Source organism: Mesorhizobium waitakense (assembly GCF_056431085.1).
The window spans coordinates 12611-30575 of record NZ_JBWKME010000194.1; the positions used below are offsets into that span (position 1 = coordinate 12611).

Consider the following 17965-nt stretch of genomic DNA (forward strand, 5'->3'; position numbering starts at 1 on the left):
GCCTGTCAGGCTGCCCCCTGGCGGCTGTCGATCATGGCGCGGCGTGCCGAGCGCCGCCACTCGACCGCGCCGGCAAGGCCGTGCAGCACCGTCTCGGTGGTCGCCCAGTCGATGCAGCCGTCGGTGATGCTCTGGCCGTAGACGAGCGGCTTGCCGGGCACCACGTCCTGCCGACCGGCGACGAGATTGCTCTCGATCATGACGCCGATGATGCGCTCGTCGCCCGCCGTGACCTGGCCCGCGACATCGGCCGCCACCTTGGGCTGGTTCTCGGGCTTCTTTGAGCTGTTGGCGTGGCTGACATCGATCATCAGCCGAGGTGCGACGCCGATGCGGGCGAGTTCGACCGAGGCCGCCTCGACGCTCGCCGCGTCATAGTTGGGCTGAACGCCGCCGCGCAGGATGACGTGGCAGTCTTCATTGCCGGTGGTCGTCGCGATGCCGCTGCGTCCGCCCTTGGTCACCGCCATGAAATGATGCGGCTGGGCGGCCGATTTCACCGCCTCCGCGGCGATGCGCAGATTGCCGTCGGTGCCGTTCTTGAAGCCGACCGGGCAGGACAGGCCCGATGCCAGCTCGCGGTGGATCTGGCTCTCGGTCGTGCGCGCGCCGATCGCACCCCATGCGACGAGGTCGGCAATGTATTGCGGCGTGGTCATGTCGAGGAATTCGGTCGCCGCCGGCAGGCCGAGATTGTTGACGGCGGAGAGCACGTTGCGCGCCATTCTGAGCCCCTTGTCGATGTTGAAGCTGCCGTCGAGGTCAGGATCGTTGATCAGACCCTTCCAGCCGACCGTTGTGCGTGGCTTCTCGAAATAGACCCGCATCACGATCTCGAGCCGGTCGGACAGGGTCTCGCGCAGCGCCGCCAGACGGCTGGCATAATCGACGGCCGCGACAGGATCGTGGATCGAACAAGGACCGACGATGACGAGCAGTCGATCGTCGGTACCGTTCAGGATGGCGTGGGTTGCATTGCGTGACGCGGCAACGGTACGCGTCGCCGTCAGCGTGCGCGGGATCTCCCGCATCACCTGGTCCGGCGTACTCAATTCCCTGATTTCCTTGACCCGAAGGTCATCTGTGGTGGTCAACACGGCTTTCTGCTCCTGATTGGGAGACCTGCCGGCTGAAACAAAAAAGCCGCCAGGTCTGGCGGCTGTTCGGATCTTGTTGCTGCAATCTTCAGATCGAGCGCAATCCTCCCGCCGCCAGCGAGCTCCTAAAGTACCAATACGTGGCGGTCAGGTTGATCATGAGGCTCATATAGTCGAAGCGGAGGCGCTTGTCACGTCCCCCCTCAATTTGAAATGTGCTCGTGGCCCTGCGGAAACCAGATGCCGCGTCGAAACCAGTTGGCTCCGCCCATATTGGGCACGGCGTGATTTTGTTCGAGATCGTTCATGTCCTTGATGATCTCGATGCTGACAATTTTCTCGGCGGACCCGAAGGCATGCGCGAAGAGTTGCAGGGCATCGGCTTCCGACCGGGCAGTGATGCCGACACCAAGATGGCCGCTTAGCGCGATCCAATATGGATGCATCGAACCGAGATTCTACTCGCCGATCACTCCGGCGATGTTCTGGTCGTAGTCGACCAGCGACCCGGTCATGACGCCGGCCTGCGGGCTGATCATATAGGTGATCAGCCGGGCGAGTTGCGCCGGCTTGACCAGTTGCCCCATCGGCTGCGCGGCCTCGGCCTTCTCCAGCCAGTCGTCCGGCGCGTCGTGCCATTTCTTCTGCACGATCGCCTCGCCCTCGGTGTCCATCCAGCCGGGCAGCACCGCGTTGCAGCGGATGCGGTTCTTTCGATAGGAGCTGGCGACATTCTTGGTCAGCGTCATCAGCGCACCCTTGCTGGTCGAATACGGCGTCAGGAAGGACTGGCCGGCATGCGCCGACATCGACAGCACGTTGACGATCGAACCCGGCGCCTTGCGCTCCAGGAGGTGGGCGACCAGCCCCTGCATCAGGAAGAAGGGTCCACGCACATTGGTGTCGAAGATCTGGTCGAAAAGCTCTTCGCTCGTCTCGACCAGCGAACCGCGTGCCGACGTCGCGGCGGCATTGACCAGCGCGTTGATGGTGCCGAAATGCGAGATTGCGGTCGCGACCGCGCGCTTGCAGTCGGCGACCTTCGAGACGTCGGCGCTGATGAAGATCGCGTCGACGCCTGCTTTCTTGAAATGGGCGACGGCCTTGTCGCCCTTGTCCTGCGAGCGCCCGATGAGCGCGAGCGCCCGGCAGCCCTCGTCGGCCAGCGCCTCGGCGACGGCAAAGCCGATGCCTTGCGCGCCGCCGGTGACGATGGCGCGCGTTTCATGATTGCGACCGGCTGATGTACTCATCGCTGGGCTCCTGTACCTTCTGTTCTTACTTTGCCGTGTCGAGACGGATGGTCCTGCCCGATGTGGCCGACTTCAGCGCCGCATCGGCAAGCTTCAGCGCCACGAGCCCGTCGGCGCCGCTTGGCGTCGCCTTCTTGCCTGACGTCGCGGCTGCGATGAAGGCAGCGATCTCGTTGGCATAGGCGTCGAGGTAGCGGGTCATGAAGAAATCATGCAGCGGCGGGCGCGTATAACCCTTCTCGTTGGCCAGTTCGATCGACACCGGACGCTGGTTCTCGGCAGCGATCATGCCTTTCGAACCATGCACCTCGATGCGCTGGTCATAGCCATAGGTGGCACGGCGCGAGTTGGAGATGACGGCCTGCTTGCCGGAAGCGGTCTCGAGGATGACGCTGACGCTGTCGAAATCGCCGGCGGCGCCAATGTTCTTGTCGACCAGCACCGAGGCGTGTGCGCTGACCGCCACGGGCTCCTCGCCGAGCAGGAAGCGCGCCATGTCGAAATCATGGATGGTCATGTCGCGAAAAATGCCGCCGGAGCGCTTGATGTAGTCGATCGGCGGCGCACCTGGATCGCGGGAGGTGATGGTCACCATCTCGACGGTGCCGATGGCGCCGTCGTCGATCGCCTTGCGCACGGCGGCGAAATGCGGATCGAAGCGCCTGTTGAAGCCGACCATCAGCGTTGCCTTGGCCTTCTCGACCACGGCCAGACACTTCTCGACGCGCTTGACGTCGAGGTCGATCGGCTTCTCGCAGAAGATCGCCTTGCCGGCCTTGGCGAAACGCTCGATCAGGTCGGCATGGGTGTCGGTCGGCGTGCAGATGACGACGGCGTCGATGTCCTTGGATTTTTCGATGGCGTCGATGCTGCGCACCTCGGCGCCATAGGCGGTCGCCAGCTCGGTCGCTGCTTTCTCGAATGCGTCGGCAACGGCAACCAGTTTGGCCTGCGGGTTGGAGCCGACGGCGCGGGCGTGGACCTTGCCGATGCGGCCGGCACCGAGGAGGGCGAAGCGGAGTACCATGGAATGTCCTTTGAGGATGGTTCGAAGCAAGGCGCCGGTCATGGGCGCGGGTGATGTTCCGGTCAAGACGACATCGACAGGAAGGCGATGACCACCGCCGCCTCCTTGCCCGGCCCTAGGCCGCGAGTTCCGCCTCTCCGGTCTTGGCGCCGGTGATGTAGGAGACGATATCGTTTCCGTCGGTGTCCTGCTTGCGCAGGTTGGCGACGATGCGGCCGCGGCGGAAGACGACGATGCGGTCGCAAAGGTCGAACACCTGGCGCATGTTGTGGCTGATCAGGATCAGCGGCTCGCCATTGTCCTTCAGCGTGCGGATGATGTTTTCGACCTGTGCGGTCTCCTGCACGCCAAGGGCTGCCGTCGGCTCATCCATGATGATCAGCTTGGAGGCGAAGGTGGCGGTCCGGGCGATCGCTACGCACTGACGCTGGCCGCCCGACATGTGGCGGATGGTGTTGGACAGATTGGGGATCTTCACCGCGGTGCGGACCAGTGCGGCCTCGGTCGCCTTGCGCATGTATTTGCGGTCCAGGATCGAGAATGGCCCGAGATTGAACAGCACCTTTTCGCGCCCGAGGAACAGGTTCGACGGCACGTCGAGGTCGTCGGCCAGCGCCAGGTTCTGGAACACCGTCTCGATGCCCGCCTCGCGCGCCGCGATCGGCCCGGTGAAGTTCACTTCCTTGCCGTCGAACCAGATCTTGCCGTCAGTGCGTTGCTCGACGGCGGTGATCTGGCGCACGAAGGTCGACTTGCCGGCGCCGTTGTCACCCATGATGGCGACGTGTTCGCCCTTGCGCAGCTCGAAGTTAGCGCCTTCCAGCGCATGCACGCCGCCATAACGCTTGGTCAGGTTTTCGGTCTTCAGGACGATGTCTGCCATGATCAAGCCCTCATTGCCCTAAGGCGTTGACGCCACTGGTCGAGAACGACTGCGCCGACGATGATCACGCCCTTGACCATCTCTTGGTAGTAGGCGTCGAGGCGCAGGAAGGTGAAGCCGGAGATGATGACGCCGAAGATCAGCGAGCCGATCACCGTACCGACGATCGAGCCGCGGCCGCCCGACAAGGAGACGCCGCCGATGACCGCCATGGCGATCGCGTCGAGTTCGTACATCACGCCCATGCCCGACTGCGCGGTGAGGTTTTTGGAACTCAGCACCACGGCGGCGAGCGCGGCGAGCACGCCGGCGATGACATAGACGAGGATCTTGTGGTTGGCGATCTTGATGCCGGACATGCGCGCGGCGTCCTCGTTGGAGCCGATCGCGTAACAGTGCTTGCCGTACCGCGTGTAGGTCATGATCAGCTGGAACAGCACCGCCAACGATAGGAAGATGATGACCGGCATCAGGCCTTTGCCGATGGCCGCGAAGCTGTCGGTGGGAAACGAGATCGGCTGTCCCTTGGACCACCATTTGGCGATGCCGCGCGCGGTCACCATCATCCCGAGCGTGGCGATGAACGGCGGAATGCGGGTGTAGGCGATCAAGGCGCCGTTGATCAGGCCGGCGAACAGCCCGCAGCCGACCGCGACCAGCAGCGGCACGATGACTGGCAGGTCGGTCCAGCCTTGTGCCAGGAACATCGCCTTGGGGTTGGGATTGCCGTTGACCGTCGCCACCTGGGCAAAACTCATGGCGATCATCGCGGTCGCGCCGACGATCGAACCCGAGGACAGGTCGATGCCGCCGGTGATGATCACTTGCGTCACGCCGATGGCGATGATGCCGACGATCGATACCTGCAGGATGATGATCTGCAGGCGCGCCTCGTTGAAGATCGCGCTGACGTCGCTGCGGGTATTGAACAGGAAGCTGTCGCCGAGAAAGATCCGGCCGATCAGTTCGAAGACGACGACGAGGATGACAAGCGCCAGGAAAACGTTGATTTCGGCAGGCCACGCGCGCTTCTTCGCGTCGTAGCCGACCCCGCCGACGCCATGAGATGTCTGTGCCAAATCTTCTATCCTCCGTCAGCCGCGGTCGCCCCTCGCTGCCTTGCCGGCGCTGAGGGAAGGGGAGCGGCGCTGAAGCGCCGCTCCTAATGCCCGTTGCTCAGTTCTTCTTCAGGAACTTGTCGATGTTCGCAGGCGTCACCAGCTGGAAGGGGACGTAGACCTTGTGTTCGACCTTCTCGCCCTTGGACAGTTTCAATGCCGCGTCCAGCGCGCCCGCGCCCTGGCCGGCCGCGTCCTGGAACACGGTTGCGTCAAGGTCACCCGCCTGCATTGCTGCAAGAGCGTCCTGGGTGGCGTCGACGCCGCCGACCACGACCGACTTCATGTCGATGTTGGCAGCCTTCATCGCCTGGATGGCGCCGATGGCGCTTTCGTCATTGTTGGCGATGACGCCATCGAACGGCTTACCGGTCGACAGCCAGTTGGTCATCAGGTTCTGGGCCTCGTCGCGGTTCCAGTTCGACGTCTGCTTGTCGATGATCTTGATGAAGCTGCAATCCGGCGTGGCGATCACCTCTTCAATATCCTTGGTGCGCTGCACGGCGGCCTGGTTGGACAGTTCGCCCATGATCACATAGACGTTGGCTTCCTTCTTGCCGGCTTCCTTGAACAGGCGGCAGACTTCCTTGGTTTCAAGCGTGCCGGAATCGGCCTCGTTCGAAGCGACGAAGGCCTGGTTGTCCGGCAGCTTGTCGACATTGACCGGCTCGCGGTTGACGTAGACCAGCGGGATCTTGGCCGCGGCGGCGGCGTCCGACATCGCTTGCGTGGCCGACGTGTCGACCGGATTGACGATGATCGCGTCGACGCCCGAGGCGGCGAAGTTCTTGATCTGGTCAAGCTGCTTGGCGACGTCGTTCTGCGCGTCCTCGACCTGCAACTCCACGCCGCTCATGCCCTTGGCCTGCTCGATCATGCCGTTGCGCAGCACGGTCAGGAAGTTGTCGTCGAACTTGGCCATCGACACGCCGACCTTGGCGGCCATGGCGGATGAACTCATCAGCGCCGCGAAAGCGACGCCCAAAATCAGTTTCTTCATTGTGTTTCTCCTCCACATATTGGTGTCCGGTTGCACCGATCTATCCGGAATCCCCGATCTCCCCGGGGAATCTCTCCCGATTGTCATTTCTGTTCCGGGTGACGTTTCCCGTTTGCTGGAACGCCAAACCGTCTGTTTGAAACAGATGTTCCGGAACGAAAGAACCAAAATACACAGCTAGTGAAATATTTATTCCATTTTGCCTCGGGACGTCAAGGGCGATTCCAAAACCGGATGCGGGATTTTCGGATGATGGGCGCTTGCCGCTACTCTCCAGCGTCGACGATCAGCCGGGGCCCTCGCGGCATCGGCAAAGGCACTTCGGTCGAACCCGAAGGTCGAGAGCCTAGATATTCTCGGGCAGGTAGATGTCGAACGGCAGGAAGGTCTGGCCCGGCGCGTTCGCCGCACCCGTTTCGATGGCATGTGCCATCAGGTCGACCAGTTCGCGGCAAAGCGCTGCCAGCGGCGTCGAGATCACCATCGTCAGGACACCGTCCGCCAGGGCGGAGCGCGATATGGCTGTGATCTCGTTGCAGATGACCGCCGGCATTTCGGCCGGCTTTGCTTGCCTGAGCGCGGCGACCGCGCCTTCCATGCCGCCGCCGGCGACATAGCAGCCGACGAGATCGGGGTGGCGGCCGAGGAGGTCGAGCAGCGTGTCCTGCGTGATCTGGTTGGCTTCCAGATTGACCAATGTCTCAAGCAAGGTGAATTCCGGCGCCTGCTCGCGAAAGAAAGAGCGAAAGCCGATCTCCCTCAGCTCATGGCCATGGAAGCGATGGCTGCCGACAAACAGCGCGACCTTGCCCGGCCGTTTGGCGGCCTTCGAAATCATCCAGGCGGCGGTGCGGCCGACCTTGCGGTTGTCGAGGCCGACATAGCCTTCGCGAATGCCGGCGGCGAAGTCGGACAGCAGGGAAAACACCGGCAGCCCTTTCGCCTTCACCTCCTCGACCGCAACCGTCAGCGTCGGGTGATCCGGCCCGACCAAGGCGACGGCCCTGCATTTGGTCGCCAGCTTGCGTGCGCGCTCGACGATTTCATCGGGTGCCAGCGAGTCCGCGAAGTCGATGATGGCGACACCGCGGAAACGCGGCGACCGCGACACGGCGAGTTCGAGTTCGCGGGCGAACTCGCTGTAGAAGACATAATTGCCCTTGAGCAGCAGGAAACCCAGCCGGTACTCCGGCAATTCATGGCGCATCCGCTGCTTGATCAGGCCGGCCGCGTGATACCCGATTTCGGTTGCCGCCTCATAGACGCGGCGCGCCGTGTCTTCGCGCACCGGCAGGCGGCTGTTGAGCACACGGTCCACCGTGGCAACGCTGACACCGGAGATGCGCGCCAGGTCGGTGATGGTCGGCCGTTTTGCCATGCTTGCCTCATCGGATTGCCAAGCCCATCTTACATCATCCTGATAGGAAATGATAGAAACTATCTTTGTGATGTTGAGTCTATCATGCGTTGGCGTTATTTTCAGCCTCGAAGCGTAGGAATATCGGGCATTCGCCTGGCGAATGCCCTGCCGATGGGAGGCAATCATGTCCACAGCGCCGTCCCGGCGTGACTACAGCCTGATCGGCCGCGACGCCAAGCTCGCCGTCGAGACCGGCCTGTCGGCGGCCGAGTGGTATCACACCGAGATCCCGCGCAAGCAGATGAAGGAGCTGATGCAGCGCTCCGACGGACCGGCGATCCGCGATACCATCATCTGGCTCGCCGCCCTGATCCTCAGCGGCGCCGGCGCCGCCTGGTTCTGGGGCACATGGTGGTGCGTGCCGTTCTTCTTCGTCTACGGCGTGCTCTACGGCTCATCCACCGATTCACGCTGGCATGAATGCGGCCACGGCACCGCCTTCCGGACGCAGTGGATGAATGATGTGGTCTACCAGATCGCCTGCTTCATGATCATGCGCAATCCGGTGACCTGGCGCTGGAGCCACACGCGCCACCACACCGACACCATCATCGTCGGCCGCGACCCGGAAATCTCGGTCATGCGGCCACCGGACCTAGCTCGCGTCGTCCTGGCCTTTGTCGGTGTGCTCGATGCCTGGCATGCGATGAGCGACATGCTGCGCAACGCGGCCGGCAACATCAGCGCGGCCGAAAAGACCTTCATTCCCGAGCAGGAGCAGCCAAGGGCGATCCGCTTCGCCCGCATCTGGACGGCGATCTATGCCACCACCATCGCACTGGCGCTCTATACCGGTTCGTTCTTGCCCTTGATGCTGGTCGGCCTGCCCAGGCTCTATGGCGCCTGGCATCACGTCATGGTCGGGCTGTTGCAGCATGGCGGCCTGGCCGACAACGTTACCGACCACCGCCTCAACAGCCGCACCGTCTACATGAACCCGATCAGCCGATTCATCTATTGGAACATGAACTACCATGTCGAGCATCACATGTTTCCGATGGTGCCGTACCACGCGCTGCCGAAGCTGCATGAACTGATCAAGCACGATTTGCCGGCGCCGACGACGTCGATCCTGGCCGGCTATCGCGAGATGATCCCAACCTTCCTGCGCCAATTGCGCAACGAAGACTATTTCCTCAAGCGCGAGCTGCCGCCCACTGCCAGGCCATATCGCGAGGAATTCCACAACGATGCCGTCGCGGCGGCGGAGTGATCGTGCGGCTATCCGATTTCCACGGGAGGACTGAATGAGCGACTGGGTCGAGGCCTGTGCCGCAGGTGATATCGATGAAGAGGATGTGATGCGCTTCGATCATGGCGGCCGCACCTTCGCCATCTATCGCAGCCCGGACGATGACTATTTCGCCACCGACGGTCTATGCACCCACGAAAAGGTGCATCTCGCCGACGGCCTGGTGATGGACGACATCATCGAATGCCCCAAGCACAATGGCCGCTTCAACTACAAGACGGGGGACGCCCGCGGCGCGCCGGTCTGCGTCAACCTCAGGACCTATCCGGTCAAGGTCGACGCCGGCAAAGTCCTCATCCAGATCGGATGACCGCTATGACGCGAGGGATGGCCATCATCGGGGCCGGCGAATGCGGCGGCCGGGCAGCCTTGGCGTTGCGCGATCTCGGCTATGAGGGGCCGGTGACACTGGTCGGCGACGAGCCGCATCTGCCCTACGAGCGCCCGCCTCTGTCCAAGGAGGCGATGGCCAGCGAGGCGCCCGAAATCAAGGCGATTGCTAGTGATGAGTTGCTGGCTGAAAAATCGATCCGCCATATCCATTCCGTCCAGGCCGTTGCGATCGATCGTGCACCGCATATGGTGCGTCTGTCGGACGGCTCGGCCCTGCCTTACGACAAGCTCCTGCTCGCCACCGGTTCGACCCCGCGCAAGCTGCCGATGCCGGGACTGGGTTTGCGTTGCGTCTATCTCCGCACCTTCGCCGATGCGCTTGCCATTCGCGCCTATCTCAAAGCCGGCAACCGTATCGCCATTGTCGGCGGCGGCTTCATCGGCCTCGAACTCGCCGCCGCGGCCCGCAAACTTGGGGCTTCGGTCGCCGTCATCGAGGCGCAGCCGCGCATCCTGATGCGTGGCGTGCCGGCCGAGATCGCCGAAATCATCCATGCTGCGCATGTTGCCGAGGGTGTGAGCATCTTGTGTGGAGACGGCATAGCGTCCGTCGACGACGACGGCAAAGAGGTCCGCATCGCACTCGCCGGCGGACAGCAGATATCAGCCGATCTCGCCGTCATCGGCATCGGCGCCGTGCCGGTGACCCGGTTGGCGGCCGAAGCAGGGCTGACGATCGACAATGGCATCGCTGTCGATGCGGAGCTGCGCAGCAGCGATCCCGACATCTTCGCCGCCGGCGATTGCTGCTCGTTTCCGCTTGCAATCTATGGCGGCCGCCGCGTGCGGCTGGAAGCCTGGCGCAATGCCCAGGAACAGGGCGCTCTGGCGGCAAGGAACATGTTGGGCGCCGGCGAGGCGCATGCCACGGTGCCGTGGTTCTGGTCGGATCAGTATGGTCTATCCCTGCAGATCGCCGGGCTTTCCGACGAAGGCCGCAGCGTCGTGCGCCGCGATCTCGGCGACGGCGCCTTTATCCTCTTCCATCTGGACGAAGACGGCAGGCTGGTGGCGGCCAGCGGCATCGGTCCCGGCAATGCGGTCGCCCGCGACATCAGGCTCGCCGAAATGCTGATCGGCAAGCGGGCGAAGCCGGCGCCGGAAGCACTCGGTTCACAGGTCGTCAAGCTGAAGTCGCTGCTGGCGGCGTAGCGAAAGCTTTGGTGCAGGACGTCGGTTCCGGCTTAAAAGCCTGAAACCGCACCTTAGAAAAGCGCCTTCAGCTCCGAGAGCTTGTCATTGACCAGCCAGCCGTAATAATTCTCCTCGGGCAGCTTTTCAGGCTCGCCGGCGGCGCGGCGCCTGTCGTTCTCCGCCTTCAGCGCTTCGGCGCGCTGCTCCGGATTGCCGACATTGTAGAGCGTGGCCGTGAGCCCCGGATTTCCCGAAATGTCGAAGCCGGCAATGTTCTTGTAGGCGTCGATCGATTTCCGGATCGTCGCCGCGACGTAAGGCAGCGTCAGGTCGGGATCCATGATGGTCTTGTAGACCGAGTTGGGGTCGGCGACGTCGAGCTTCGGAAAGCCCGAAACCTTGTGCACGAGATCGCTCATCTGCAAGGCCGTCAGCGGGTTGAGCTGGCCGAGGCCGAAGGTCTGGCCGGCATAATAGGGCTGGAAGAAGGTGGCGCCGAAACGGTCGTCGGGGAAGCTCTCGCCACCGACGCTTTTGCCGCGAAACGAATGGTTCCACACCTGCTCGCGGCATTCCCACAGATCATAGCTGTCCGAAACCCCAGCGCATTTCTTGAATTCCGGCCGCTGCACGAAATCGGTGATGTCCTCGCCGTCATAGGCGAAGGTCAGCTTGCTGGAGAGATAGGAAATCGCCTTGACGTAGTAGGTCTGCAGCCGGTCGTAGGCGTCGACATTGTAGGTGTGCTCGCCGACGATGGCGCCGACAATGTGCAGGGGATCAATGCCGTAGGCCGCGGCGGCCTTCTTGATCTTGCCGCGCAGATCGGCGTCGTTCTGCAGCAAGGCGTAGACCTTGCGATACTTCGCCTGGAAGGTGGTGTTGGTGGCCTGCGTGCGCCGGCTCGAAGCGCCGGGAATATCCGGCTGCTCGGCGTTGCGGTTTCCTGGCGGCACCAATGTCGCCGCATCGGCGGCGAACAGCGTCGCAGCCAGCGTCAAGCCGAGAATGCCCAGGATCAGTTTTTTCATGCGCCGCCGCCTGCAGATGTTGCCGCGCAAACTAGGTAGTGCTCTTGATCGAGTCGAGAGCGCCCCATCGGCCGGCAAGACGAAAGGTGGCCAGATGGTGCCATCTGGCCACACATGATTCTGTTTGCCGGACTGTGTTGCAATGCATCGGCCCAAAATCGGAATCGATTTCTGGAAAGCACGATGTGTCACTTTGAAGAACCGGCGCCGGAATGACCCGGCGCCGTCCTTTAAAGGATGAATCGCGACAAATCTGTGTTTCTGGAGAGGTCGCCGACATGCTTTTCCACATAGGCGGCGTCGATGGTGACCGCAGTGCCGTTGCGGTCGGGCGCGTCATAGGAGATCTCGTCCAGCACCCGCTCCATCACTGTCTGCAGCCGCCTTGCACCGATGTTCTCGACGCTGGCATTGAGGTCGACGGCGATGCCGGCCAGCGAATCGATGGCGTCGTCGGTGAAGGTCAGGTCAACGCCCTCGGTCTTCATCAGCGCGATATACTGTTTGATCAGGCTGGCTTCGGTCTCGGTCAGGATGCGGACGAAATCGTCCTTCTCCAGCGCCCGCAATTCGACGCGGATCGGCAAGCGGCCCTGCAATTCCGGCAACAGGTCCGACGGCTTCGAGACATGGAACGCCCCGGAGGCGATGAACAGGATGTGGTCGGTCTTCAACGGCCCATATTTGGTCGCCACCGTGGTGCCTTCGATCAGCGGCAGCAGGTCGCGCTGCACGCCTTCGCGGGAAACGCCGGCGCCCATGCCGCCTTCACGCGACGCGATCTTGTCGATCTCGTCGAGGAAGACGATGCCGTCATTCTCCGTCGCATCCAGCGCCCGGCGCACCACCTCCTCCTGGTCGAGCAGCTTGTCGGACTCGTCGCCGACCAGCAGCGCGTAGGATTCCTTGACCGTCGTCTTGCGCGTCTTGGTCTTCTTGCCGCCCATCGCCTTCGACAGCATGTCGTTGATGTTCAGCACGCCGATATTGGCGCCCGGCATGCCGGGAATCTCGAAGCCGGGCATGCCGCCATTGCCGGTGTCGGCTACTTCGATCTCGATCTCCTTGTCGTCGAGTTCGCCGTCGCGCAGCTTCTTGCGGAAACTATCGCGCGTCGCCGGGCTCGCCGTCTTGCCGACCAGCGCCTCCAGCACGCGTTCCTCGGCGTTGATGTGGGCGCGTGCCTTGACGTCCTCGCGCATCTTCTCGCGCACCAGGCCGATGGCGATCTCGACCAGGTCGCGGATGATCTGTTCGACATCGCGGCCGACATAGCCGACTTCGGTGAACTTGGTTGCCTCGACCTTGACGAAAGGCGCCCCGGCAAGGCGCGCAAGGCGGCGTGAAATCTCGGTCTTGCCGACGCCCGTCGGCCCGATCATCAGGATGTTCTTCGGCATCACCTCTTCGCGCATCTGGCCTTCCAGCTGCTGGCGGCGCCAGCGGTTGCGCAGGGCGATGGCCACGGCGCGCTTGGCGTCCTTCTGGCCGATGATGAAGCGGTCGAGTTCCGAAACGATTTCGCGGGGGGAGAATGTGCTCATATCACTAAATTCCACTTTGCCACTGCTTGATGGCCTCGAACGGATGCAGCAGCATGATCACGTTGAGTGTCAGATTGTCCCGGATGAGATAGCCGGTACCGAGTTCGAAGATGATGGCGAGGCTGACGATCACCCATATAGGTAGCCTTCGCGCCATCACAAATCCCAGCACCATGGCCAGTGTGTCGGACACCGAATTGATGATGCTGTCGCCGTAATAGTTGAGCGAGATCGTGCCGGCGCGGTAGCGCTCGATGATGAACGGGCTGTTTTCCAGCAGCTCCCAGCCGCCTTCGATGAGGACCGCGAATGCCAGCCTCAAGCCGATCGGCGAACGCGGAAACAGGAACCGTGCCAGCGCATAGAACAGGAAGCCGTGGATGATGTGCGAGAACGTGTACCAATCCGAAATGTGCTGAGAGTTCTCGGAACTATTCACCACGCCGTGCCAGAGCTTGACGTAACCGCAGGTGCAGATCGGCGGATGACCCATGCCGTAAAGGGCTCCGGCCTGGAAGATGAGCAGGGCCAGCACAAGCAGCAGCCCCATTCGCCAGCTGTCTTCATAGGCCGAGTAGCTGTTGTCGTTGCCCGATGCATTCATGCCCTATTGCCTCTCTTCCGCGTCGCCGTCTCAACCATCACAAAGCCCGTCACGCCTTCAGCGGCGGTAGCCGGCGGATCACGGCCGCCGGCAAGGTGGGTTTGACGACAATCCGCCGGATACGCTGCCAGCCAGCCCCGAACAGAATAATCAGCGCGCCGACAACGACCAGGATCAAGGCAAAAGGCGGGACGCCCGTCGAACCGGAGGCGGAATTCACCAGATAATAGATGCCCAGCGAGCCGAAGTAAGCCAACGTAGGAACCAGAAGCGAACGGCGGTCTATGGCGAGCGCGACGTAGAGGAAGCCAAGGATCAGGATCGTCAGCATAATGGTTGCATTGGCGTCCGGCGCGATATGTCCGAATACGACGTTCTGGCCGGTTGCCATGATAAAGAGCGGATGCACCAGCATGGGCGCCGAGACGACATGCAGCCAGAAAGCGCAATCGGACCAGATCTTGCGTCGATCCCTATCGTAAATGTCAAAAGCTACACCCGTTGCGAACACGATCAGGCCGCAGATCAGCGGCATGTAAAGTGCCGCGCGGAGCAATTCGGGAACATCCTCAAGGCGCGGCGGCGCAATCGCGCCCGTTGTCACACTGTCATACAGGATTATCGCCGTTTGCAGGAAGGCAAGCAGTGTGAACGCGATGGCGATAGCTCCGGCAATGATGGGGACGCGAAAGCGCCAGAAATAGATCGCCGCCGCAATTATTCCTCCGCCCAGGAACAGATATCCGGCCCGGGACGCCGTCTGGCGCAACGCCAATAGCTGCCAGATAGTCTCCGGCTTGCGTATGCCGAAGCTGGCCTCCACTTGTAGCGCCAAAGCGACCAGAATGGCGGTCATGAAAATCAAGGCAAGCACGGACGACGATAATTTCATCCGGTGCTGACGCGTGACAATTTCGGCGAGCCCCCAGGCGAAAACCGCGAGGATGCCTGCGATCCAGAATGTCTGGCCTGGAAGCAAGGTGGTGAGGACAAAGAAGAATCCGGCGCTGAGCAGAACGGTTCCCACGGTGACGAATAGATCGTTGCCGCCGCCGACCAACCGCAGGTTTTCCTCGTCACCATCGTCATCGGCGCGCCTGGCCTCGGGGGTGAGAGCGACCGCGCGTTCCATGACCTCCAGCTGATCCCGCGTGATTTGCGAGATCAGACCTGCTGCGACTGCCTTGTCGAGTGTTTCAGCGCTGATCAACCGGCCTCCTGTGGTGCTTCGCGCGCCATCATCAGGGCTGGCCCGTATTCCGTTGTCCGGGTGTCAAAGGCGGCAAAGCCGGCTTTCTCATAAGCGCGGATCGCTGGTGCATTGCTCGGATGCGGGTCGATGATGACGCGCGGAACGCCTTCCTCGAACAGCTGCTCGACGAATTGCCGCACGATCGCCGAGCCGTGGCCGAGGCCGATCAGCTCCGGCCGGCCGATCGACAGGTCGATGCCGAGCGTTCCGAACGGCTGGTCGGCATAGGGGTGGTCGTCTTCCAGATGCGGATCGTAGCTCTGCAGATAGGCGATCGGCTTGCCGTCGAGCTCGACGATCAGCGGCTCGACGGAAATGCTGTCGATATGGTCGCGAATCTCGGCGATTTCCGTCTCGGGGTCGTCCCACCACTGGGTGACATGCGGTTCGGCGAGCCAGCCGGCGATCATCGGCAGGTCTTTCTCGGTCACCGGCCGAAAATCATAAAGGATGGCCGGATCAACCGGCATCGAGCGTTTCGACGACGAAGTTGTTGTTGGTGTAGACGCAGATGTCGGACGCGATCTGCATCGCCTTGCGGGCGATCTCCTCGGCGTCCTTGTCGGTGTCCATCAGTGCGCGCGCAGCGGCCAGCGCGTAATTGCCGCCGGAGCCGATGGCCATGACGCCATATTCGGGTTCGAGCACGTCGCCGGTGCCGGTCAGCGCCAGTGAGGTCGACTTGTCGGCAACCAGCATCATCGCTTCCAGCCGGCGCAGGTAGCGGTCGGTACGCCAGTCCTTGGCGAGCTCCACACAAGCGCGCGTCAGCTGGTCGGGATATTGTTCGAGCTTGGCTTCCAGCCGCTCCAGCAGCGTGAAGGCATCGGCGGTGGCGCCGGCGAAACCGGCAATCACATTGCCGCCCTTGCCGATGCGGCGCACTTTCTTGGCGTTGCCCTTCATGATGGTCTGGCCAAGGCTGACCTGGCCGTCGCCGGCGATCACCACCTTGTTGCCCTTGCGCACCGTCACGATGGTCGTGGCGTGCATGGTCAGATTATCAGACATTTCCTGGCTCCGATTCGCGCCATCCCAATAGGCGATTGGCGCGGTACGAGTGACTTGATCGGCCATATGTATGCATGGGCCCGGTGATTGCAAACGGCTCGATAGCGACCCGGATGGCAACTGGCAATCGCCGGATCATGCTGCTAGAAGGCTTTCGTTTTCAAGCCGGCGAAGGCTTGGAACGCATCAAACCCTGGGACAAGGACAAGATCATGTCGCCCCGTTCCGCCGAAGCAAGCCGCAAGACCAAGGAAACCGATATTGCCGTATCGGTCCATGTCGACGGCTCGGGCAAGTCAGACATTTCGACGGGCGTTGGTTTCTTCGACCATATGCTGGATCAGCTGTCGCGCCATTCCTTGATCGACATGACGGTTCGGGCCAAGGGCGATCTGCATATCGACGACCACCACACCGTCGAGGACACCGGCATCGCGCTCGGCCAGGCGCTGGCCAAGGCACTCGGCGAACGGCGCGGCATCATGCGCTATGCCTCGATCGACCTTGCCATGGACGAGACGCTGACGCGCGCGGCGATCGACGTGTCCGGCCGGCCGTTCCTGGTCTGGAACGTTTCCTTCTCGTCGCCGAAGATCGGCACGTTCGACACCGAACTTGTGCGTGAATTCTTTCAGGCGCTGGCGCAGAATGCCGGCATCACGCTGCACGTCACCAGCCACTATGGCGCCAACAACCACCACATCGCCGAGACCTGCTTTAAGGCGGTGGCGCGTGCGCTGCGCACAGCGCTCGAACGCGACCCGCGCCAGCCGGACGCGGTTCCCTCCACCAAGGGATCGTTGAAGGGATAAGGTCATGGCCATCTATGTCGTGATGGAACCGCCCGGCCGCAGCGAGAAGGTCGACGCAACGGCCTTTGTCCGCGACGGCTTTACCTGGATCGGATTCCTGGTGCCGCCGCTCTGGTTTGCCTGGCATCGGCTGTGGATCGAAGCTGCGCTCGCCTTCGTCGTCGCGGCCCTGCTTTCATTGCTTGGCCAAAAGCTCGGCCTCGGCCTGACCGGTTCGTTGCTGTCGCTGCTGGTTTCGCTCTATGTCGGGTTGGAGGGGCAGGGGCTGCGCATCGCGACACTTCGCCGCCGCGGCTGGCATGAATGGGGCGTGGTCGAGGCCGGTCGGCTCGATGATGCCGACGGGCGCTACGCCTTGGAGGCGGAAGCACTTTCCGATCAAGCCGTACCCCCGCCGCGCATGGTCCCGGATGCCGCCTTGGCGCGCCCGGCGCAGCCGGGCATGGCGCTGGGGCTGACCCACATTCCGGGAAGACCCTGAGATGCGTGTTGCGATCATCGATTACGGGTCGGGCAATCTGCGCTCGGCCACCAAGGCCTTCGAGCGCGCCGCGCGTGAGGCCGGCATATCGGCTGAAATCGACCTGACCGCCGACGCGGAACGGGTCCGCACCGCCGACCGCATCGTCCTGCCGGGCGTCGGCGCCTATGCTGACTGCGCGGCCGGCCTGCGCGGCGTCGCCGGCATGTGGGAAGCGGTCGAGGAAGTCGCGATCCTTAAGGGCCGGCCTTTCCTTGGCATCTGCGTCGGCATGCAGCTGATGTCCGAGCGCGGCTTGGAAAAGACCGTGACCCACGGCTTTGGCTGGATCGCCGGCGACGTCAAGGAGATCATGCCGGCCGATCCGGCGCTGAAGATCCCGCAGATCGGCTGGAACACGATCGAACTCAAGCGTCAACACCCACTGTTTGCGGGCATTCCGACCGGAAACAGCGGACTGCATGCGTATTTCGTGCATTCCTACCATCTGGATGCGCAGAAGTCCGACGAGGTTCTGGCGGTCGCCGACTATGGCGGCCCGGTGACGGCCACCGTCGCCCGCGACAATCTCGTCGGCACGCAGTTCCATCCCGAAAAGAGCCAGGCGCTGGGCCTGGCGCTGATCACCAATTTCCTGCGCTGGAGGCCCTGAA

At 62.6% G+C, this 17965-nt stretch carries 20 protein-coding genes; 7 read left to right on the plus strand and 13 right to left on the minus strand.

Going from position 1 to position 17965, the window contains the following annotated elements; genetic code table 11:
• Nucleotides 1-5: 5 nt before the first annotated feature.
• Nucleotides 6-1097 carry a 3-deoxy-7-phosphoheptulonate synthase gene (locus AC07FD_RS35905; RefSeq protein ID WP_477392988.1) on the minus strand — a complete coding sequence of 364 codons (1092 nt, stop codon included), beginning with the start codon at nt 1095-1097 and terminating at the stop codon, nt 6-8.
• Between the two features lie 221 nt (nt 1098-1318).
• Here AC07FD_RS35905 and AC07FD_RS35910 point away from each other — a divergent pair, with 221 nt between their 5' ends.
• Nucleotides 1319-1522, plus strand: a complete 204-nt coding sequence (locus tag AC07FD_RS35910) for a hypothetical protein (RefSeq protein WP_478353683.1) — start codon at nt 1319-1321, stop codon at nt 1520-1522.
• 33 nt (nt 1523-1555) lie between these two features.
• Here the strand turns inward: AC07FD_RS35910 and AC07FD_RS35915 are convergent, their stop codons facing one another.
• The 6 genes from AC07FD_RS35915 to AC07FD_RS35940 all read right to left on the minus strand — a co-directional run bounded on the left by AC07FD_RS35915 (nt 1556) and on the right by AC07FD_RS35940 (nt 7756).
• Complete coding sequence (locus tag AC07FD_RS35915) at nt 1556-2350, minus strand: SDR family oxidoreductase (RefSeq protein WP_478353684.1); 795 nt, start codon at nt 2348-2350, stop codon at nt 1556-1558.
• 25 nt (nt 2351-2375) lie between these two features.
• Entirely contained in the window at nt 2376-3377 is a 1002-nt protein-coding gene (gene iolG / locus AC07FD_RS35920; protein ID WP_478353685.1) for an inositol 2-dehydrogenase, read from the minus strand.
• Between the two features lie 115 nt (nt 3378-3492).
• A complete protein-coding gene (locus tag AC07FD_RS35925; RefSeq protein ID WP_095083257.1) occupies nt 3493-4260 on the minus strand; it encodes an ATP-binding cassette domain-containing protein in 768 nt (255 codons plus the stop codon).
• Nucleotides 4261-4262: 2 nt separating this feature from the next.
• Nucleotides 4263-5339 (minus strand): ABC transporter permease, encoded by a 1077-nt coding sequence (locus AC07FD_RS35930; RefSeq protein ID WP_478353686.1) that lies wholly within the window; start codon nt 5337-5339, stop codon nt 4263-4265.
• Nucleotides 5340-5436: 97 nt separating this feature from the next.
• Complete coding sequence (locus AC07FD_RS35935) at nt 5437-6378, minus strand: sugar ABC transporter substrate-binding protein (RefSeq protein ID WP_477302569.1); 942 nt, start codon at nt 6376-6378, stop codon at nt 5437-5439.
• A gap of 346 nt (nt 6379-6724) precedes the next feature.
• On the minus strand, nt 6725-7756 hold the full coding sequence (locus AC07FD_RS35940) for a LacI family DNA-binding transcriptional regulator (protein WP_478353687.1): 1032 nt from the start codon (nt 7754-7756) through the stop codon (nt 6725-6727).
• A 166-nt stretch (nt 7757-7922) separates the two neighbouring features.
• On the opposite strand from AC07FD_RS35940, the gene AC07FD_RS35945 reads away from it, so the two are divergent.
• The 3 genes from AC07FD_RS35945 to AC07FD_RS35955 are packed head-to-tail and all read left to right on the plus strand — an operon-like array spanning nt 7923 to nt 10595.
• Nucleotides 7923-9011, plus strand: a complete 1089-nt coding sequence (locus tag AC07FD_RS35945) for a fatty acid desaturase family protein (protein ID WP_478353688.1) — start codon at nt 7923-7925, stop codon at nt 9009-9011.
• A 34-nt stretch (nt 9012-9045) separates the two neighbouring features.
• Complete coding sequence (locus tag AC07FD_RS35950) at nt 9046-9360, plus strand: MocE family 2Fe-2S type ferredoxin (RefSeq protein ID WP_095083246.1); 315 nt, start codon at nt 9046-9048, stop codon at nt 9358-9360.
• Nucleotides 9357-10595 (plus strand): NAD(P)/FAD-dependent oxidoreductase, encoded by a 1239-nt coding sequence (locus AC07FD_RS35955; RefSeq protein ID WP_478353689.1) that lies wholly within the window; start codon nt 9357-9359, stop codon nt 10593-10595. Before AC07FD_RS35950 ends, AC07FD_RS35955 begins: the two co-directional genes overlap by 4 nt.
• Before the next feature lie 53 nt (nt 10596-10648).
• On the opposite strand, the gene AC07FD_RS35960 is transcribed toward AC07FD_RS35955, so the two are convergent.
• The 6 genes from AC07FD_RS35960 to hslV all read right to left on the minus strand — a co-directional run bounded on the left by AC07FD_RS35960 (nt 10649) and on the right by hslV (nt 16019).
• On the minus strand, nt 10649-11608 hold the full coding sequence (locus tag AC07FD_RS35960) for a DUF1402 family protein (protein ID WP_478353690.1): 960 nt from the start codon (nt 11606-11608) through the stop codon (nt 10649-10651).
• A 230-nt stretch (nt 11609-11838) separates the two neighbouring features.
• A complete protein-coding gene (hslU, locus tag AC07FD_RS35965; protein WP_095083240.1) occupies nt 11839-13152 on the minus strand; it encodes an ATP-dependent protease ATPase subunit HslU in 1314 nt (437 codons plus the stop codon).
• A 4-nt stretch (nt 13153-13156) separates the two neighbouring features.
• On the minus strand, nt 13157-13756 hold the full coding sequence (locus AC07FD_RS35970; protein ID WP_478353691.1) for a DUF2585 domain-containing protein: 600 nt from the start codon (nt 13754-13756) through the stop codon (nt 13157-13159).
• Between the two features lie 49 nt (nt 13757-13805).
• A complete protein-coding gene (locus AC07FD_RS35975) occupies nt 13806-14966 on the minus strand; it encodes a hypothetical protein (RefSeq protein ID WP_478353692.1) in 1161 nt (386 codons plus the stop codon).
• Nucleotides 14963-15478, minus strand: coding sequence for a GNAT family N-acetyltransferase (locus tag AC07FD_RS35980; RefSeq protein WP_478353693.1), 516 nt, complete (start codon nt 15476-15478; stop codon nt 14963-14965). The genes AC07FD_RS35975 and AC07FD_RS35980 overlap by 4 nt, the downstream gene beginning before the upstream one ends.
• Entirely contained in the window at nt 15468-16019 is a 552-nt protein-coding gene (hslV, locus tag AC07FD_RS35985) for an ATP-dependent protease subunit HslV (RefSeq protein WP_095084319.1), read from the minus strand. The genes AC07FD_RS35980 and hslV overlap by 11 nt, the downstream gene beginning before the upstream one ends.
• A gap of 212 nt (nt 16020-16231) precedes the next feature.
• Here hslV and hisB point away from each other — a divergent pair, with 212 nt between their 5' ends.
• From hisB to hisH, 3 genes are read left to right on the plus strand one after another with little or no spacing between them, the layout of a single operon-like run.
• A complete protein-coding gene (gene hisB / locus AC07FD_RS35990; RefSeq protein ID WP_478353760.1) occupies nt 16232-16831 on the plus strand; it encodes an imidazoleglycerol-phosphate dehydratase HisB in 600 nt (199 codons plus the stop codon).
• A 4-nt stretch (nt 16832-16835) separates the two neighbouring features.
• A complete protein-coding gene (locus tag AC07FD_RS35995; protein ID WP_478353694.1) occupies nt 16836-17312 on the plus strand; it encodes a DUF2628 domain-containing protein in 477 nt (158 codons plus the stop codon).
• Nucleotide 17313: 1 nt separating this feature from the next.
• Nucleotides 17314-17964: an imidazole glycerol phosphate synthase subunit HisH gene (gene hisH / locus AC07FD_RS36000; protein ID WP_478353695.1), complete on the plus strand. Its 651-nt coding sequence runs from the start codon at nt 17314-17316 to the stop codon at nt 17962-17964.
• Nucleotide 17965 lies beyond the last annotated feature (1 nt).

Bases quoted from the DNA above. Each gene is read 5' to 3' on its own strand.
- AC07FD_RS35955 (WP_478353689.1), top strand. From the start codon at position 9,357: ATGACCGCTATGACGCGAGGGATGGCCATCATCGGGGCCGGCGAATGC.
- iolG (WP_478353685.1), bottom strand. From the start codon at position 3,377: ATGGTACTCCGCTTCGCCCTCCTCGGTGCCGGCCGCATCGGCAAGGTC.
- AC07FD_RS35970 (WP_478353691.1), bottom strand. From the start codon at position 13,756: ATGAATGCATCGGGCAACGACAACAGCTACTCGGCCTATGAAGACAGC.
- AC07FD_RS35950 (WP_095083246.1), top strand. From the start codon at position 9,046: ATGAGCGACTGGGTCGAGGCCTGTGCCGCAGGTGATATCGATGAAGAG.
- hisH (WP_478353695.1), top strand. From the start codon at position 17,314: ATGCGTGTTGCGATCATCGATTACGGGTCGGGCAATCTGCGCTCGGCC.
- AC07FD_RS35940 (WP_478353687.1), bottom strand. From the start codon at position 7,756: ATGGCAAAACGGCCGACCATCACCGACCTGGCGCGCATCTCCGGTGTC.
- AC07FD_RS35960 (WP_478353690.1), bottom strand. From the start codon at position 11,608: ATGAAAAAACTGATCCTGGGCATTCTCGGCTTGACGCTGGCTGCGACG.
- AC07FD_RS35915 (WP_478353684.1), bottom strand. From the start codon at position 2,350: ATGAGTACATCAGCCGGTCGCAATCATGAAACGCGCGCCATCGTCACC.
- AC07FD_RS35980 (WP_478353693.1), bottom strand. From the start codon at position 15,478: ATGCCGGTTGATCCGGCCATCCTTTATGATTTTCGGCCGGTGACCGAG.
- hslV (WP_095084319.1), bottom strand. From the start codon at position 16,019: ATGTCTGATAATCTGACCATGCACGCCACGACCATCGTGACGGTGCGC.
- hisB (WP_478353760.1), top strand. From the start codon at position 16,232: ATGTCGCCCCGTTCCGCCGAAGCAAGCCGCAAGACCAAGGAAACCGAT.
- hslU (WP_095083240.1), bottom strand. From the start codon at position 13,152: ATGAGCACATTCTCCCCCCGCGAAATCGTTTCGGAACTCGACCGCTTC.
- AC07FD_RS35925 (WP_095083257.1), bottom strand. From the start codon at position 4,260: ATGGCAGACATCGTCCTGAAGACCGAAAACCTGACCAAGCGTTATGGC.
- AC07FD_RS35995 (WP_478353694.1), top strand. From the start codon at position 16,836: ATGGCCATCTATGTCGTGATGGAACCGCCCGGCCGCAGCGAGAAGGTC.
- AC07FD_RS35945 (WP_478353688.1), top strand. From the start codon at position 7,923: ATGTCCACAGCGCCGTCCCGGCGTGACTACAGCCTGATCGGCCGCGAC.
- AC07FD_RS35935 (WP_477302569.1), bottom strand. From the start codon at position 6,378: ATGAAGAAACTGATTTTGGGCGTCGCTTTCGCGGCGCTGATGAGTTCA.